The 13,258-nt window shown below is 65.4% G+C and carries 11 protein-coding genes; 3 read left to right on the top strand and 8 right to left on the bottom strand.

Features of this window, described 5'->3' with window-relative positions:
* Positions 1–150 precede the first annotated feature (150 nt).
* Positions 151–2,376, top strand: a complete 2,226-nt coding sequence (gene treS, locus ARTSIC4J27_RS20550) for a maltose alpha-D-glucosyltransferase (RefSeq protein ID WP_235436819.1) — start codon at positions 151–153, stop codon at positions 2,374–2,376.
* Between the two features lie 3 nt (positions 2,377–2,379).
* On the opposite strand, the gene ARTSIC4J27_RS20545 is transcribed toward treS, so the two are convergent.
* From ARTSIC4J27_RS20545 to ARTSIC4J27_RS20520, 6 genes are all read right to left on the bottom strand, one after another.
* Entirely contained in the window at positions 2,380–3,678 is a 1,299-nt protein-coding gene (locus ARTSIC4J27_RS20545) for a Y-family DNA polymerase (RefSeq protein ID WP_200900864.1), read from the bottom strand.
* 9 nt (positions 3,679–3,687) lie between these two features.
* The gene (locus ARTSIC4J27_RS20540; protein ID WP_050057069.1) at positions 3,688–4,119 is read right to left on the bottom strand and encodes a LexA family protein; all 432 of its coding nucleotides are present in this window, start codon (positions 4,117–4,119) and stop codon (positions 3,688–3,690) included.
* A gap of 119 nt (positions 4,120–4,238) precedes the next feature.
* Positions 4,239–4,778, bottom strand: coding sequence for a hypothetical protein (locus ARTSIC4J27_RS20535; protein ID WP_050057068.1), 540 nt, complete (start codon positions 4,776–4,778; stop codon positions 4,239–4,241).
* Between the two features lie 247 nt (positions 4,779–5,025).
* A complete protein-coding gene (locus ARTSIC4J27_RS20530) occupies positions 5,026–5,730 on the bottom strand; it encodes an alpha/beta fold hydrolase (RefSeq protein WP_050057067.1) in 705 nt (234 codons plus the stop codon).
* A 42-nt stretch (positions 5,731–5,772) separates the two neighbouring features.
* Entirely contained in the window at positions 5,773–6,879 is a 1,107-nt protein-coding gene (gene rsgA, locus ARTSIC4J27_RS20525; RefSeq protein ID WP_235436802.1) for a ribosome small subunit-dependent GTPase A, read from the bottom strand.
* 237 nt (positions 6,880–7,116) lie between these two features.
* Positions 7,117–7,353 carry a zinc-ribbon domain-containing protein gene (locus tag ARTSIC4J27_RS20520; RefSeq protein ID WP_050057065.1) on the bottom strand — a complete coding sequence of 79 codons (237 nt, stop codon included), beginning with the start codon at positions 7,351–7,353 and terminating at the stop codon, positions 7,117–7,119.
* A 143-nt stretch (positions 7,354–7,496) separates the two neighbouring features.
* Between ARTSIC4J27_RS20520 and ARTSIC4J27_RS20515 the strand changes: the two genes are divergently transcribed.
* Positions 7,497–8,648, top strand: a complete 1,152-nt coding sequence (locus ARTSIC4J27_RS20515; protein ID WP_050057064.1) for a GGDEF domain-containing protein — start codon at positions 7,497–7,499, stop codon at positions 8,646–8,648.
* An 18-nt stretch (positions 8,649–8,666) separates the two neighbouring features.
* On the opposite strand, the gene ARTSIC4J27_RS20510 is transcribed toward ARTSIC4J27_RS20515, so the two are convergent.
* Complete coding sequence (locus ARTSIC4J27_RS20510) at positions 8,667–10,067, bottom strand: SulP family inorganic anion transporter (RefSeq protein WP_235436800.1); 1,401 nt, start codon at positions 10,065–10,067, stop codon at positions 8,667–8,669.
* Between the two features lie 288 nt (positions 10,068–10,355).
* Here ARTSIC4J27_RS20510 and mptB point away from each other — a divergent pair, with 288 nt between their 5' ends.
* Positions 10,356–11,951, top strand: a complete 1,596-nt coding sequence (gene mptB, locus ARTSIC4J27_RS20505) for a polyprenol phosphomannose-dependent alpha 1,6 mannosyltransferase MptB (RefSeq protein WP_050057062.1) — start codon at positions 10,356–10,358, stop codon at positions 11,949–11,951.
* A 33-nt stretch (positions 11,952–11,984) separates the two neighbouring features.
* Here the strand turns inward: mptB and ARTSIC4J27_RS20500 are convergent, their stop codons facing one another.
* Complete coding sequence (locus ARTSIC4J27_RS20500; RefSeq protein ID WP_050057061.1) at positions 11,985–13,238, bottom strand: glycosyltransferase 87 family protein; 1,254 nt, start codon at positions 13,236–13,238, stop codon at positions 11,985–11,987.
* Positions 13,239–13,258 lie beyond the last annotated feature (20 nt).

Here is a 13,258-nt window from a genome sequence, read left to right as displayed (position 1 = left end):
GGGATGCAGTCGAGTTGAGGGAGGAACTCAGTGTCTGATCTGGGAGAAGCGACCACCAGCATGTCTGAGGGCGATGCAGTAGAACAGGCCGGCGAAACCGGTAACGCGACTGGACCGGAGGCTGCAGTGGTGGCAGGACCCGAAGAATCCATGGAGGAGGCAGAGGCCACGGAGGTGCCCGAAGCTCCGGAAATCACTTTCGACGAAAAGTTCTACCCCGCACGGCCCAAGGCCCTGCGGCCCGTGGCCCGCCGTCGGCAGTATTTCGCCAACGCCCCGTCGCTGGAACTGGACGGCCTCAACAAAACGTACGTCGAGTGGCTGCGGAACCAGGCGATGCTTGGCGACGCCAACGTCCTTGCCCGGCAGCTCTCGGGGCAGGCGAGCATGTGGCAGCACTCATTCGCGCACCCCAACCCGCGCGCCGCCGTCGAACGCGCCTCCGTGTGGTTTACGGCCTATCCGCTGTCCTACATGACCACTCCGGGGCAGTCATTCCTGGGGGCACTCGGTGATCCGGAGTTGTGGAAGACCTTCCGGGAGATCGGCATCCGCGCCATCCATACCGGTCCCGTTAAGAAGGCCGGGGGGCTCGAAGGGTGGCGGGAAACGCCAAGCGTGGACGGCCACTTTGACCGCATCAGCATGGCCATCGATCCGCTGTTCGGCTCGGAGGACGAGTTCCGCCGGATGTGCGAGGTTGCCGGCGAGCACGACGGCACCATCATCGATGACATCGTCCCCGGGCACACGGGCAAGGGCGCTGACTTCCGCCTCGCCGAAATGAACTACCGCGATTACCCCGGCATTTATCACATGATCGACATCCCGGAATCGGACTGGCACCTGCTGCCGGACGTCCCGCCGGGTGAGGACTCGGTGAATATCAGTCCCGATGCCGAGCAGGCGCTGCAGCAGGCCGGGTACATTATCGGCCGGCTGCAGCGGGTCATCTTCTACGAACCCGGCGTGAAGGAAACCAACTGGAGCGCCACCCGGGCCATCGTGGACACCACGGGCCAGAAGCGCCGCTGGGTGTACCTGCACTACTTCAAGGCCGGCCAGCCGTCCATCAACTGGCTGGATCCCACGTTCTCCGGCATGCGCCTGGTGGTGGGTGACGCCCTGCACTCGCTGCTCGACCTGGGGACAGGTGCCCTCCGCCTGGACGCCAACGGGTTCCTGGGCGTGGAAAAGAGCGCCGAGGAACAGCCCGGCTGGTCCGAAGGCCACCCGCTCTCCGAGGCGGCCAACCAGCTGATCGGCAGCATGGTGCGCAAGGTGGGCGGCTTCTCCTTCCAGGAGCTGAACCTCACCATCGATGACATCAAGGCGACTTCCGAAACCGGGCCGGACCTGTCCTACGACTTCATCACCCGCCCCGGCTACCACTACGCCCTGGTCACGCAGGACACGGAGTTCCTGCGACTGACCCTGCGCCTGGCCATGGAGATCGGGGTGGACCAGGCATCGCTTGTGCATGCCTTGCAGAACCACGATGAACTGACCTACGAGCTGGTGCACTTCGCCACCCGGCACAAGGACGACGTCTTCGAGCTGGCCGGCAGCGAAATGACCGGCGCGGAGCTGACAGAGCACGTCCAGGAAACGCTGCGGAATGCGCTGACGGGGGAGAACGGTCCGTACAACGCCGTGTTCACCACCAACGGCATCGCCTGCACCACGGTCAGCGTGATCACCGCGGCGCTGGGCATCAAGGACATTTCCTCGCTCACGGCCGGGCAGATCGATACCGTGCGGGAAGCACACCTGCTGCTGGCCATGTACAACGCGCTGCAGCCCGGCGTGTTTGCCCTGTCCGGCTGGGACATGGTGGGCATGACCACCCTGGACAGGTCGCAGGTCAGTGAGCTCACTTCCCAGGGTGACACCCGCTGGATCAACCGCGGGGCGCACGACCTCATGGGGGTCAACGCCGAAGCGACAGTCTCCGCCTCGGGGATGCCGCGCGCACGCAGCCTGTACGGGCCGCTGCCCGAGCAACTCAAGGACGAGGGGTCCTTCGCCAGGCGGCTGCAGAAGGTCCTGAAGGTTCGCGAGGAGTGGGGCATTGCCACGGGCGTGCTCCTGGACGTCCCGCAGGTCTCCCAGCGCGGACTGCTGGTGATGGTGCACCGCCTCGCCTCCGGGCAGATCCAGGTGACGGTCCTGAACTTCTCCGGTGAGAGCATCACCGGCAGCGTGAACTCCAGCCACCTGGAGGCCGGCGCCGGCGTGCGGGACCTGTTCACCGAGGAGACGGTGGGCCAGGTCGATGACCTGCACAGCTTCTTCATCGAGCTTGGCGCCTACCAGGGAACAGCGCTGCTGATTGAGGAGCCGGCCGCTGAGGAGGAGGAAGCCGAGGGCCTGTAGTTCTTATGCTGCCTTGACCAGGGGGAGCTCGTCCCAATGCGTGGTGTACCGGGGCGAGCGCATCCCGCGTTTCATGGTCCAGTCGGGCCCGCCGCGGATCCCGGCGTGCCCCAGGCCAATGGAGCCGCGGCCGTAGCGGCGGGTGATGCCTTCCAGCAGCGGCCCGATGCACCTCTCCTCGTGCGGGTTTTCGAACGGTTCCAGCGGCTTCTGGTTGCCGCTGGGCCGCAGGTCCGTGACCATGATGCCGGCGCGGGCGTACCTGGTGCCTTCGATGATGGCGGGCAGCAGTGCGTGCGCTGCTTTGGTGAGGATGACCGGGTCCGCTGTTGGCATGGGAAGCCGGATGCAGACTGAGGGGAAGGACGTTTGCTGGGCATTGAAATGTGATGTGCCGGCGAATGCGGTAAGTACCTTCGCCTGCTGGTTGTGCTTGGCCAGCCGCCCGCTGGCCATTTGGGCATAGACGCTGAGGACCTGCCGCACGTCCTGTGCGGTGGTGATCGGGGTGGAGAAGGAGCGGGAGAAGATCAGCTGGTCGCGGCCGATGCGGGCCTCTTCCATGGGGATGCACGGCGTGCCCTGCAGTTCAAGGACCGTACGCATCATCACCACGGAGAAGCGCTCACGGATCCTGACGGGGTCGGCGCGCTGGAGGTCCAGGATGGACTGGATGCCCATGGCGTTCAGGCGCCTGGTGATCCGTGTTGCCACGCCCCAGATTTCGATGACGGGGAGCCTGGCCATCAGGGCCTCCTGATGTTCGGGCGGCACTGAGTCCCAGCGGCAGACGCCGGCGAACGCAGGGTTGTGCTTGGCCCATTTGTTGGCGAGCTTGGCCAGGGTTTTGGTGCGGGCGATGCCCACGCAGACGGGCACCCCGACGTTCCGGGCGGTGGCAGCTTTGATGGTCCGGCCGAGCTCCAGCAGGTGCTCCGGCGTTCCTTTGACGCCCAGGAAGGCCTCGTCGATGCTGTACACCTCCAGCCAGGCGGAGTAGCGGCCCAGCAGTTCCATCACGCGGGCGCTGATGTCCCCGTACAGCTCATAGTTGCTGGACTTGGCGATGAGGCCCCATTCCTTGGCCCGGGGCGCGAGCTTGGACCAGGGATCGCCGGTTTGAATGCCCAGGGCCTTGGCCTCCGGCGAACGGGTAACAGCGCAGCCGTCGTTGTTGGAGAGCACGATCAGCGGCTTTCCCTCCAGGGAGGGGTCAAAGACGCGCTCGGCGCTGGCATAGAAACAGTTCACGTCCACATGGGCGATCTCGGGCATCTGCCGCATCAAGGCCGGCTTGGCCATGGCCGCCTCTTACACATGGTGCAGGCACCTGGTGGCCACACCCCAGATGGTCAGCTCGCTCAAGGCGGAGACCCGGATGTCCGGGTACCTGGGGTTTTCGGCCTGCAGCACCACGCCCCGGGCAGTGATCCGCAGCCTCTTGACCGTCAGCTCCCCGTCCAGCACGGCCACTACCACCGAGCCGTCCCGTGGCTCGAGGGCCCGGTTGACGATGAGTTCGTCCCCGTCGCTGATCCCGGCCCGCTCCATTGAGTCGCCGGTAACCCGGACCACGAAGGTGCTGGTGATGTCCTTGATCAGGTGCGCATTCAGGTCTATCCGGCCGTCGAAGTAGTCCTGGGCAGGCGAGGGATACCCTGCCGCCACCGTCACCGGGGACAGCCAGGCCAACTGCAAAGAGAGTCCCGCATCTATCACACGGGGACCGATAATAACGCCCACAACACACCCTTATTCGAATATATGTTCGATAGATTGAGTGTACAGCGGAGGGCCGACAATAACGATGGGAACGGACAGGAAAGCGCTCCTGCCCGCGAGGGGCAGGAGCGCCGGGCTGGTTACTTCTTCGGGCACTCATGGTCCGGGTTGAAGGCTGCGAACATGCCGTCCGGGTTGTCCTTCCACACCCAGGCGTGGAGTGCGAAGGAATTGGGGAACGGCCCGTCCTCGAACTTGAGGCCGGCAATCGAAGGCCGGTGGGCCGCAGTGGAGATAAACTCGACGGCCACCAGTTTGTACCGCCCGTACTCATTGGGCATGTAGACCAGAACCTCAGGCTTGCGGGCCTGGGTCTTGTCATCGATCAGTTCCTGCTTCGCGTAGTGGAATCCCATCGCCCCCACGCCGGGATTCTCGATGCATTCGGTGATCTTCTTGTAGCCGTCCGCCTCCGCGTTCTCCAGCCAGCGATAGTTGTCGGTAACGTGGCGCAGGACTCTGACCAGCCGGCGCTGATCGTCATTATTCCGCCAGTCGTCGCTCTTGTCCGAGCCACCGTGCCCGGACCCGCCATGCGCCACCGCGGCTCCGGGGGCAAGTCCCACGGCAAGCGCCGCAGCGGCCGCCATCGACAGGAGCCCCGTCTTGGTGCGATTCATTGTTAATCTTCTGCCCCTCTGAGACCGATGTGTTCTTCCAAGGGAGGCGAACAGCATGGGAATCCAGGTCCCCACCTTCGCCAGGATGCCGACAGATTTCCCCGGGGCCTGCCGGTGATGGGCCGCCGGGACGGGGAATCCTCCATCGAGTTGGGCGGCGTTTTCAGTATGCTCCTACTGCAAATCGCGGCGCTACGCTACGGGCGGGTAGTAGGGGGTGGATTGGGGAGGCCGGAAGAAATCAGCGTCAGGCCGTACGTTCCACTGCCGCAAGGATGGCGCGTCCCAGTTCAGCCGGCTTGGTGAACTGCGGCCAATGCCCGGTGGGAAGGTCCACGTACTCGACGTCGCGCATCCGGGCCAGTTCGGCAACAAAGGGGTGGCCGCCGGCAATCCACTCCTTCAGCATCGAGGACGGAAACTCGCAGGCGATGACAGTGGCGGACACGTCGTAACGCCGCTCGTCACTCAGGTGCTGCCGGTCGTAGGCAACCCCCTTCGGCTGGGGGATGGCCCTTGCACGGAAGTGCGCACGGAGCCCGTCGTCGAGGTCCACCAGGTCGGCGTCCTCGAAGGCCTCCCAGGGCGGCAGCGGAACGTCGTCGCCGTCGGCAGGCAGTTCATCATTGATGACGCCCCCTTCACCCAGGGGTCCGCTGTCCACATAGATGGCGCGCTCCACCCTGTTTGGCCGGGCATCAAGGGCGCCGTGGATGATGGCGCCTCCACCCGAATGACCAACGAGCACAACCCTGCCTTCCAGGGAGTCGACGGCGGCAACCACGGCATCAATATGCTGCCGCAGGCCGATCCCGGCCCGGCGGGCGTCAACGGACTCCAGGCCGGGAAGGGTGAGCGGATGCGTCCGGTGGCCCGCGGAGTCCAATACGGGCGTCACCTCCGCCCAGGAGGAAGCGTCCAACCAGAAACCGGGAACCAGGATGATGTCCATGACCGCACCCTACCTGTCGGGACTGACAAACTGAATGCGCGTTCAGCGACGCTTTCCCGCCCGTCCTTTAGTTCCGGAGCTTTCCTTCCTTTCGGCCGTCGCGCGCTCGGCCCACCGCTGGGACTTCCCGGCGGACACCACCTTCTGGTGCCATTCCCGCTGGTAGGCGCGCTGGGCCGCGGCATCACTTCGGCGCGCCAGGGCAGCCAGTTCGCGCTGGAGTTTCAGGTAGTTGTGCCAGCGGCGCTCCTCCAGCACGCCGTCGGCGATCGCGGCCTGCACGGCGCAGCCGGGCTCGCCCTGATGCGCGCAGTCGGAGAACCTGCACCGGGTAGAAAGCACCTCGACGTCGCCGAACATCTCGCCGATCCCGTCCTCGGCGTCGAACAGTCCGAAACCGCGCACACCGGGCGTATCCATCAGGACTGTCCCGTTGGGAAGCGGCACCAATTCTCGGGATGTGGTGGTGTGCTTGCCTTTGAAATCCCCGGCCCGCACTTCGCCGGTGTCCTGGACGTCACGCCCCACCAAGGCATTGATCAGCGTTGACTTGCCGGCGCCGGACGGCCCCAGCAGGACGATAGTTCCGCCCGCCGGGATGTGCGCCAGGAGTTCGTCGATGCCGTCACCGTTCTCCGCCGAGGTGGTGACCACGTCCACGCCTGCCGCCTGCAGGATGACTTTGCCGACGACGTCGTCCGCCACCGCGGCGAGGTCCGCCTTGGTGATGATCACCAGGGGAGTGGCGCCGGAATCCCACGCGGCGACGAGGGTGCGCTCGAGCCGGTTGTGCGTGAGGGGCCGGTCCACCGGCACCACCACGCCCACCATGTCCATGTTGGCGGCCAGGACCTGCGCCGCCGAGGAGTCCTCGAAGGCCCGCTTGCGGCTGAGTTCCGAACGGCGCGGGAGGACGCCAAGGATCTGGCGCTCGCCGGCCCGGTTGGGACCGATCCACACCCAGTCACCGGTGACCGCCGACTCCCCCGTCAGCGGGTAGGGCAGGTGCAGAAGGTCCGTCCCGACCGCCACGAGCAGCAGGTTGCGGTCCACGCGGACCACCCGGCCGCGCCCGTTGGCTTGCGGGAGGGGATGGTTTTCGAAATGTTGGGCGACGGCGGCGGTGTAGCCGTAGGCGAAAGTGTTCACTGTGATACCTCGGGGTATGCCCCTGCGCACCGGCCACTGACGGCCTTGGTGTTCGGCGCTCCGCTGGTCAGGCGGCGAAGGTGCGGTGCAGGGAAAGGGTTTGAGTGATGGGTGCGGAGCGCTCAGGGCGAGCGACAGTGACAGTCATCAAAAACACCTCCCTCTCCAGCAGCGGGGACCGGTATCGGGTCCGGGTCTTACTGTAGCTGTGGCTTGCCTGATCCGCCAGAGGTTTGTTTAGCGGCGCTGCTCCAGCGCCCGCCGCTGCCGGGCTGAGATGCCCGAGACGAAGCCGCAGTTGGTGCACGTGATGCGGTACGACCGCGAGGTGGTGAACACCGGGATGAAGAACAGCGTGAACTTGGTGGCCCGCTCCTCCAGGTGGTGGTGGACGAAGGATCCGCAGTTCCGGCACGTGGCGGGCTTGCCGGGCAGGGCTTTAAGCACTGTCTTGAAACCGAAGAGAAGGAGCACGGTTCTGCCTTTCGGGATGGTCCTGCGGGCTATCAGACAACTTTAGGCCCTGCACGCCCCGCCGCGGTTCTCCTGACAGGCCCGCGGACCCGGTGCAATACTTGGGGCAGCACGCTTTTCCGCATCGGGGGGACTTCGGTTACATGGTTCTGGATACCGCGACCCTGAGAATCGCGTTCGGGCTGATGGCCCTGGTTCTGGTGTTCCTCTTTTACTTCTCCGCGTACCGGATCACGCGCTCGCCGTACAGCGGCTGGTGGTGCCTGGCCCTGGTGTTTTTCCTCGCCGGATCCGCGTGCTTCCTGCTGGATGGCACACCGCACCAGGTCTGGGCCAATCCGGTGGGCAACGTCCTGCTGGTCCACGGCGGCGTGGCGGTCTGGGCAGGTGCGCGTTCGCTGCGGACCGTCCCGCCCCTTAAATGGGCCTTCACGGGGATTCCGCTAGTCACCCTGGTTGCTTCCGTCCTGGACAACCCCGCCACCAACACCTGGTCCGGCGGTCCCGTCTTCCTGGGTGCCATGAGCCTGACCATCGGGCTTGCGTCCCACGAACTGTGGCGCCTGGAACCGGGATATTCGCGTGTGCGGATTCCCATGGCCGTGGCGGCCGGCGGCCTCTCCGCCTTCTACTTCCTGCGCTGGCTGGCGTTCCTGGTGGAAGGCCAGCACGGGCCTACGTTCGTCACGTTCTTTGGTTCCGCGGTGACCACCATGGTGACCATGGTGCTGCTGGTGGTGGTCTCGTTCAGCATGGCCGCGCTGAGCAGCGAACAGCAGACCAGGGCACTGCGCGTGGTGGCCTCCCGTGACGACCTCACCGGGCTGCTCAACCGGAAGGCCTTCCTGGACCTGGCGGCCGAGCAGTTGGCGGACCACAGCACCACGCGCGGTTCGGGCACCCTGATCCTGGCCGACCTGGACCACTTTAAGTCCGTCAACGATACCTACGGCCATGCCGCGGGCGACCTCGCTCTGCAGTCCTTCGCCGATGCGTGCACCGCCACTGTCCGGTCCACCGACCTGGTGGGGCGGTACGGCGGCGAAGAGTTTGTCCTCTTCCTGCCCGGGACCAACGCGGAGCGGGCAGAAAACATTGCCGAGGAGATCAGCCGGCGCCTGGCCGCGGCCCCGGCAATGGACGGGATGGAAATGCCTACCGCGAGCTACGGAATTTCCACCTACGACGCCGGCACTACAGACGTGGAGGTCCTCATCGCCGCCGCGGACGGGGCCTTGTACCTGGCCAAGTCACTGGGCAGGAACCGTACAGCCCGCAGTGATGGGATGCGCTAGGCCGGTCAAGCAGCCGGGTCAAGCACCCAAGTGTCCGCTGAGGCGGCGGTGGAAGCCGCTGCTGCGCTCATCAAGCCCCCGGATGGTCACAGTGGCCCCGTGCGCCTCGTATTTCGTTTCGATCGAATCCAGGGCTGCGACAGTAGAAGCATCCCAGATCTGCGCGCGGCTCAAATCGATGGTCACCGTCTCCGGGTCGTCGGCGTAGGCGAAATGCTCCACGAGGTCATTGCTGCTCCCGAAGAACAGCGGCCCCACCACGTCGTAGTGCACGCTTTCGCCGTCGCCGGCAACTGTACGGTCAACGCTGATGACGTGTGCCACCCGGCGAGCAAACAGGACCATCGCGAGCACGACGCCGACGAGGACGCCATAGGCGAGGTTTCCGGTGAGGACCACTACGGCCACGGTGACAACCATGACGATTGTCTCCGGCAGGGGCATCCTTTTCAGGGTGGACGGCTTGACGCTGTGCCAGTCGACGGTGGTGACAGCAACCACCATCATGACCGCGGCAAGGGCCACCATGGGGATCTGGTCCATGACCGGGCTGAGCCCGGTCACAAGCGCCAGCAGGAAAAGCCCCGCCACGATTGTCGAAATCCGGGTCCGCGCCTGGCCGGTCTTCACATTCAGGACGGTCTGGCCGATCATCGCGCAGCCGGCGATGCCGCCGTAGAAGCCGGCAAGGATATTCGAGACGCCCAAGCCCCAGGACTCGCGGCCCTTGTGCGACGGCGTGTCCGTGATGTCATCGACGAGTTTCGCCGTGAGGAGGGTCTCCATGAGGCCGACGAACGCCACGCTCAGCGCAGTGGGCAAAACCAGTTGGAAGGTTTCGAGGGTCAGCGGAACCTGGAAAGGGGTGATGCCCGGCATCTGGCCGGTGAGCGGGCCCTCGTCCGAAACGTTCGGTACTGCGACGCCGGCGACGATAACAATCGCAGTGACGACGACGATGGCCACCAGCGGCGACGGGACCACCTTGGTGAACCGAGGAAGGATGAAAATAATGGCCAGTGTCAGGGCGAACAGGATGTAGGCGGGCCAGGGGACGTTGAGGACGTGGGGCACCTGCGCTACGAAGATCAGCACACCCAGGGCGTTGACGAATCCGATCATCACCGACCGCGGAATGAACCGCATCAGGCGTGCCAGCCCCGCCAGTCCAAAGACCACCTGGATCACACCGGCCAGGAGCACCGCCGGCAAAACATACTGGACACCATGCTCATGCACGAGCGGGGCGATCACCAAGGCGACAGAGCCTGCTGCGGCCGTCACCATCCCGGGCCGGCCGCCAAGGATCGACATGGCCAGGGCCAGCACGATGGAGGCCACAAGGCTCACCATGGGATCAACCCCGGCAACGATCGAGAAGGAGATTACTTCCGGGACCAATGCCAAGGTAGTGACCATTCCCGCCAGGACTTCGCGGGAAAGCTGCCGTGGCGAGCGGAGGGCTGTGCGAACCGTGATCGGTTGCCGAAGAGGGCGGGGGCGGTCGGCGACAGCCAAGGAGCGGCTCCAGGGGGTGGAAAGGGGATGCGCCGGGTGACTTTCGGCTGCGGGTTCAAGATTACCCCTATGGGAGAGGGGGACGTCATCCGGGGGCAGGCGGAATCGCGGCTGATAAAATAGCCAGGTTGCAGGGCGGCCTTTTCGCTGGTGCAGCCAGCGCCGTAACGAAGTAGGGGACCAACAGACATGACGGCAGGCGGTGCACCCCCCGGGACGTCGGCAAGCCAGCCGGGCTCGCCGGCTACTGCGGTGGCCGAGCCTGCCAAGCGCCGGGCCTACGTGGCAACCATTGAAGGATTCCTCGGCGCCCTGATGATGTTCGTGGGCTCGATCGGCACCGGCTGGATCGCCAACGGTTCGCCCATGATCCGCCAGCCCATTGTCATCGCACTGCGCACCGAGGGCTGGGGCGTCACGGTGTCCACGGTGCTGCTGACGGTGGGCGCCATGGTGCTGATGCGCTCGTGGCTCCGGCTGGGGCAGCGCCTTGCCGACTGGGGCGCCTCCTCGTTGCGGTGGGTTGTCATTGCCATCTCCGCCTGGTCCCTGCCGCTCCTCTTTTGTGTGCCGGTCTTCTCCCGTGACGTCTACGCCTATACCGGCCAGGGCAGGCTGGTGATGGAAGGCCAGAACCCGTACCAGGTGGGCATCTCCACGCTCAACAACTGGTTTGCGCTCGGCGCGGATCCCGCCTGGGCCGAAAACAGGACCCCCTACGGCCCGTACTTCCTCTGGCTGGCGCGTGCCGTCGTCGGGCTGACTGGCGCCCAGCCGGACGCGTCCGTGCTGCTCTTCCGCCTCCTGGCCGGCGTGGGTGTCCTGCTCTGCGTGATCTACGTGCCCAAACTCGCGGAACTGCACGGCATCAACGGGGCGCGGGCACTGTGGATCGCCGTGGCAAACCCCCTGTTCCTGATCAGCTTCATCGCCAGCGCCCACAACGACGCACTGATGGTGGGGCTGGCCGTCGCCGGGGTCTACTTCGCCGCCACGCGCCGCTACCTGCTGGGCATCCTCCTGGTCACGGCGTCCATCGGCATCAAACCCATTACGGTGCTCCTGCTGCCGTTCATCGGGGTGATGTGGGCCGGCCCGTCCGCCTCCTGGCCGCGCAAGTTCCTGATCTGGGGTGCGACGGCGGGAATCAGCTTCAGCGTCCTGGCTGTGAGCGGGATTCCGTACAACCTCGGACTAGGCTGGACCTGGGCCATCATGGACCCCACCCCCGGCTACACCGGCTACTCGCCCTCGGGCTTCCTCGGCCAGCAGGTGGAGTTCCTGGCCAACGTGCTGGGGCTGCCCGGCGGCACCTTCGCCACCCTGCTGCGGACCGGCATGAAGTATGCCGCCATCGGGCTGGTCCTGCTGCTGATGTTCCGCGGCGACTACTCGCGGGCGGTGCGGCGGATGGCCCTGGCGTTCACCGCCGTGGTGATGCTCTCACCCATCATCCAGCCCTGGTACATCCTTTGGTTCATCCCGTTCCTGGCCGTCACCGGCATCCGCGACGACTGGCAGATCAGGTCCTTCTACGTGGCCGTGACGTTCTTTGTGGTGTTCGGGGCGCAGGACCAGCTCTCGGTATGGTCCTTCGTGGAACTGCCCATCGACGCCTCCTCGCTGGCATTCATTACCGCCCTGGCATTCACGTTCTACCTTCTATTCCTCGACGTGCATACACGAAAGCTGCTTATCGAAGCCAAGCCGTGGGACCTTGCCAAGCGGGGCTGGAACTGGAGCCTGGACCGGTGGGAAAAATTCCAGGCGTCGCGCAGCAACTGACCGGGGCCTGGATGACCGGGCCCGGGCCGCGGACTAGGCGCCTGCGGGCACCGCGGCAGGCTTCCGGCCCAGTTCCGCCGTCCGTTTTACGGACCACCACAACAGCACCACCAGGAGCACATTGCGGGTGGTAAGGATCGCGGCCATCACCGGGTGGGCGTGGATGAGCGGAGTGTAGAAGAGCGGGTAGATCACGAACGTGGTGATGGCGATACCCATCAGCAGGGCCGCCGGGACCTTCCACCTGTTCCAGTCATGCGTGAGGCCGGCGATGATCACCGGCGCCAGCCAGATGATGAACTGCGGGGACCCCACCTTGTTGAACACAATGAACGCGGTGACCATCATGAGCGAACCTTCAAGGAACAGCTCCTCCCGCTCCGCGCCGCGGTTCAACGCACGGACCAGCAGGATGGCGGCTCCCACCGCCGCGAGGATCAGCAGGGGCTGCATCAGGAACGCTGCCGTGCCGGCGCCCGGGCCGTAGACCTCGGTGGAGTTGATGGCGGTGTTGTCCGCCATCTTCGAACCCGCGATGTTGAAGACACTCAGCCACACCCATGGCGTGGAGAAGGTGGCCTCCAGCTGCATGCCCCGCTCTCCCTGGTTCAGGAGGAAGTCCAGGATGTGCCGCAGACCGCCGGACAGCCACGTTCCCAGCGCCACCACGGCAGTCACCGCGACGCCGGCGAGGACCACCTGGATCCGCTTCCGGCTGGCAATCACAATGGGCACCAGCACGGCCGCCGGCCATACCTTGATCCAGGTGGCGATGCTGAGCAGGACACCGGCCACCACAGGCCGTTGGGCCGCATACAGCAGCGCGATCAGCACGATGGGGGCGGTGATGCCCTCCACCCGCGCAAAGCTGAGGTAGCCCATAAACACGGTGAAGAACAGCCACCACCAGGCGGGCGCGATGCCGCTCACCTTCCGCGGCCCGCGCGTCAGGAAAGCCAGCCCCACCGCGTTGAGGGCTGTGATGATCAGGAACCACACGAGCAGGTACACGCTTGGCCCGGCGATGTTCGCGAGGAAGATGGGGAGCTGGGCCAGCACCGGGTACACCCAGGGGCTGATTTTGCCGTTGAGGTCCTGCGGGTTGTAGCCGTCCTGGGCCCATTGGCGGTACTGCTCGGTGTCGCTGAAGGTATCGCCATTGAGAAAAAAGGACGCCATCCAGCCCAGGAAGTAGAGATGGACGACGGCGAAGCCCCACCAGACGCTGGACGGGCGGGCGAACCAGTCCACCACCTTGGCCGGGAGGACTCTGGTGCGGAGCGTCACCAGGCGGTCAAAGAACTTCG

It is taken from the genome of Pseudarthrobacter siccitolerans, assembly GCF_001046895.1.
In the GTDB taxonomy this organism is placed as follows: Bacteria; Actinomycetota; Actinomycetes; order Actinomycetales; family Micrococcaceae; genus Arthrobacter; species Arthrobacter siccitolerans.
Note: the sequence above shows the minus strand (reverse complement) of the source record. Positions and strands in the feature narration are given on the sequence as shown.

Bases quoted from the DNA above. Each gene is read 5' to 3' on its own strand.
- treS (WP_235436819.1), top strand. From the start codon at position 151: ATGGAGGAGGCAGAGGCCACGGAGGTGCCCGAAGCTCCGGAAATCACT.
- ARTSIC4J27_RS20545 (WP_200900864.1), bottom strand. From the start codon at position 3,678: ATGGCCAAGCCGGCCTTGATGCGGCAGATGCCCGAGATCGCCCATGTG.
- ARTSIC4J27_RS20535 (WP_050057068.1), bottom strand. From the start codon at position 4,778: ATGAATCGCACCAAGACGGGGCTCCTGTCGATGGCGGCCGCTGCGGCG.
- ARTSIC4J27_RS20530 (WP_050057067.1), bottom strand. From the start codon at position 5,730: ATGGACATCATCCTGGTTCCCGGTTTCTGGTTGGACGCTTCCTCCTGG.
- ARTSIC4J27_RS20515 (WP_050057064.1), top strand. From the start codon at position 7,497: ATGGTTCTGGATACCGCGACCCTGAGAATCGCGTTCGGGCTGATGGCC.
- ARTSIC4J27_RS20510 (WP_235436800.1), bottom strand. From the start codon at position 10,067: ATGGTCACTACCTTGGCATTGGTCCCGGAAGTAATCTCCTTCTCGATC.
- mptB (WP_050057062.1), top strand. From the start codon at position 10,356: ATGACGGCAGGCGGTGCACCCCCCGGGACGTCGGCAAGCCAGCCGGGC.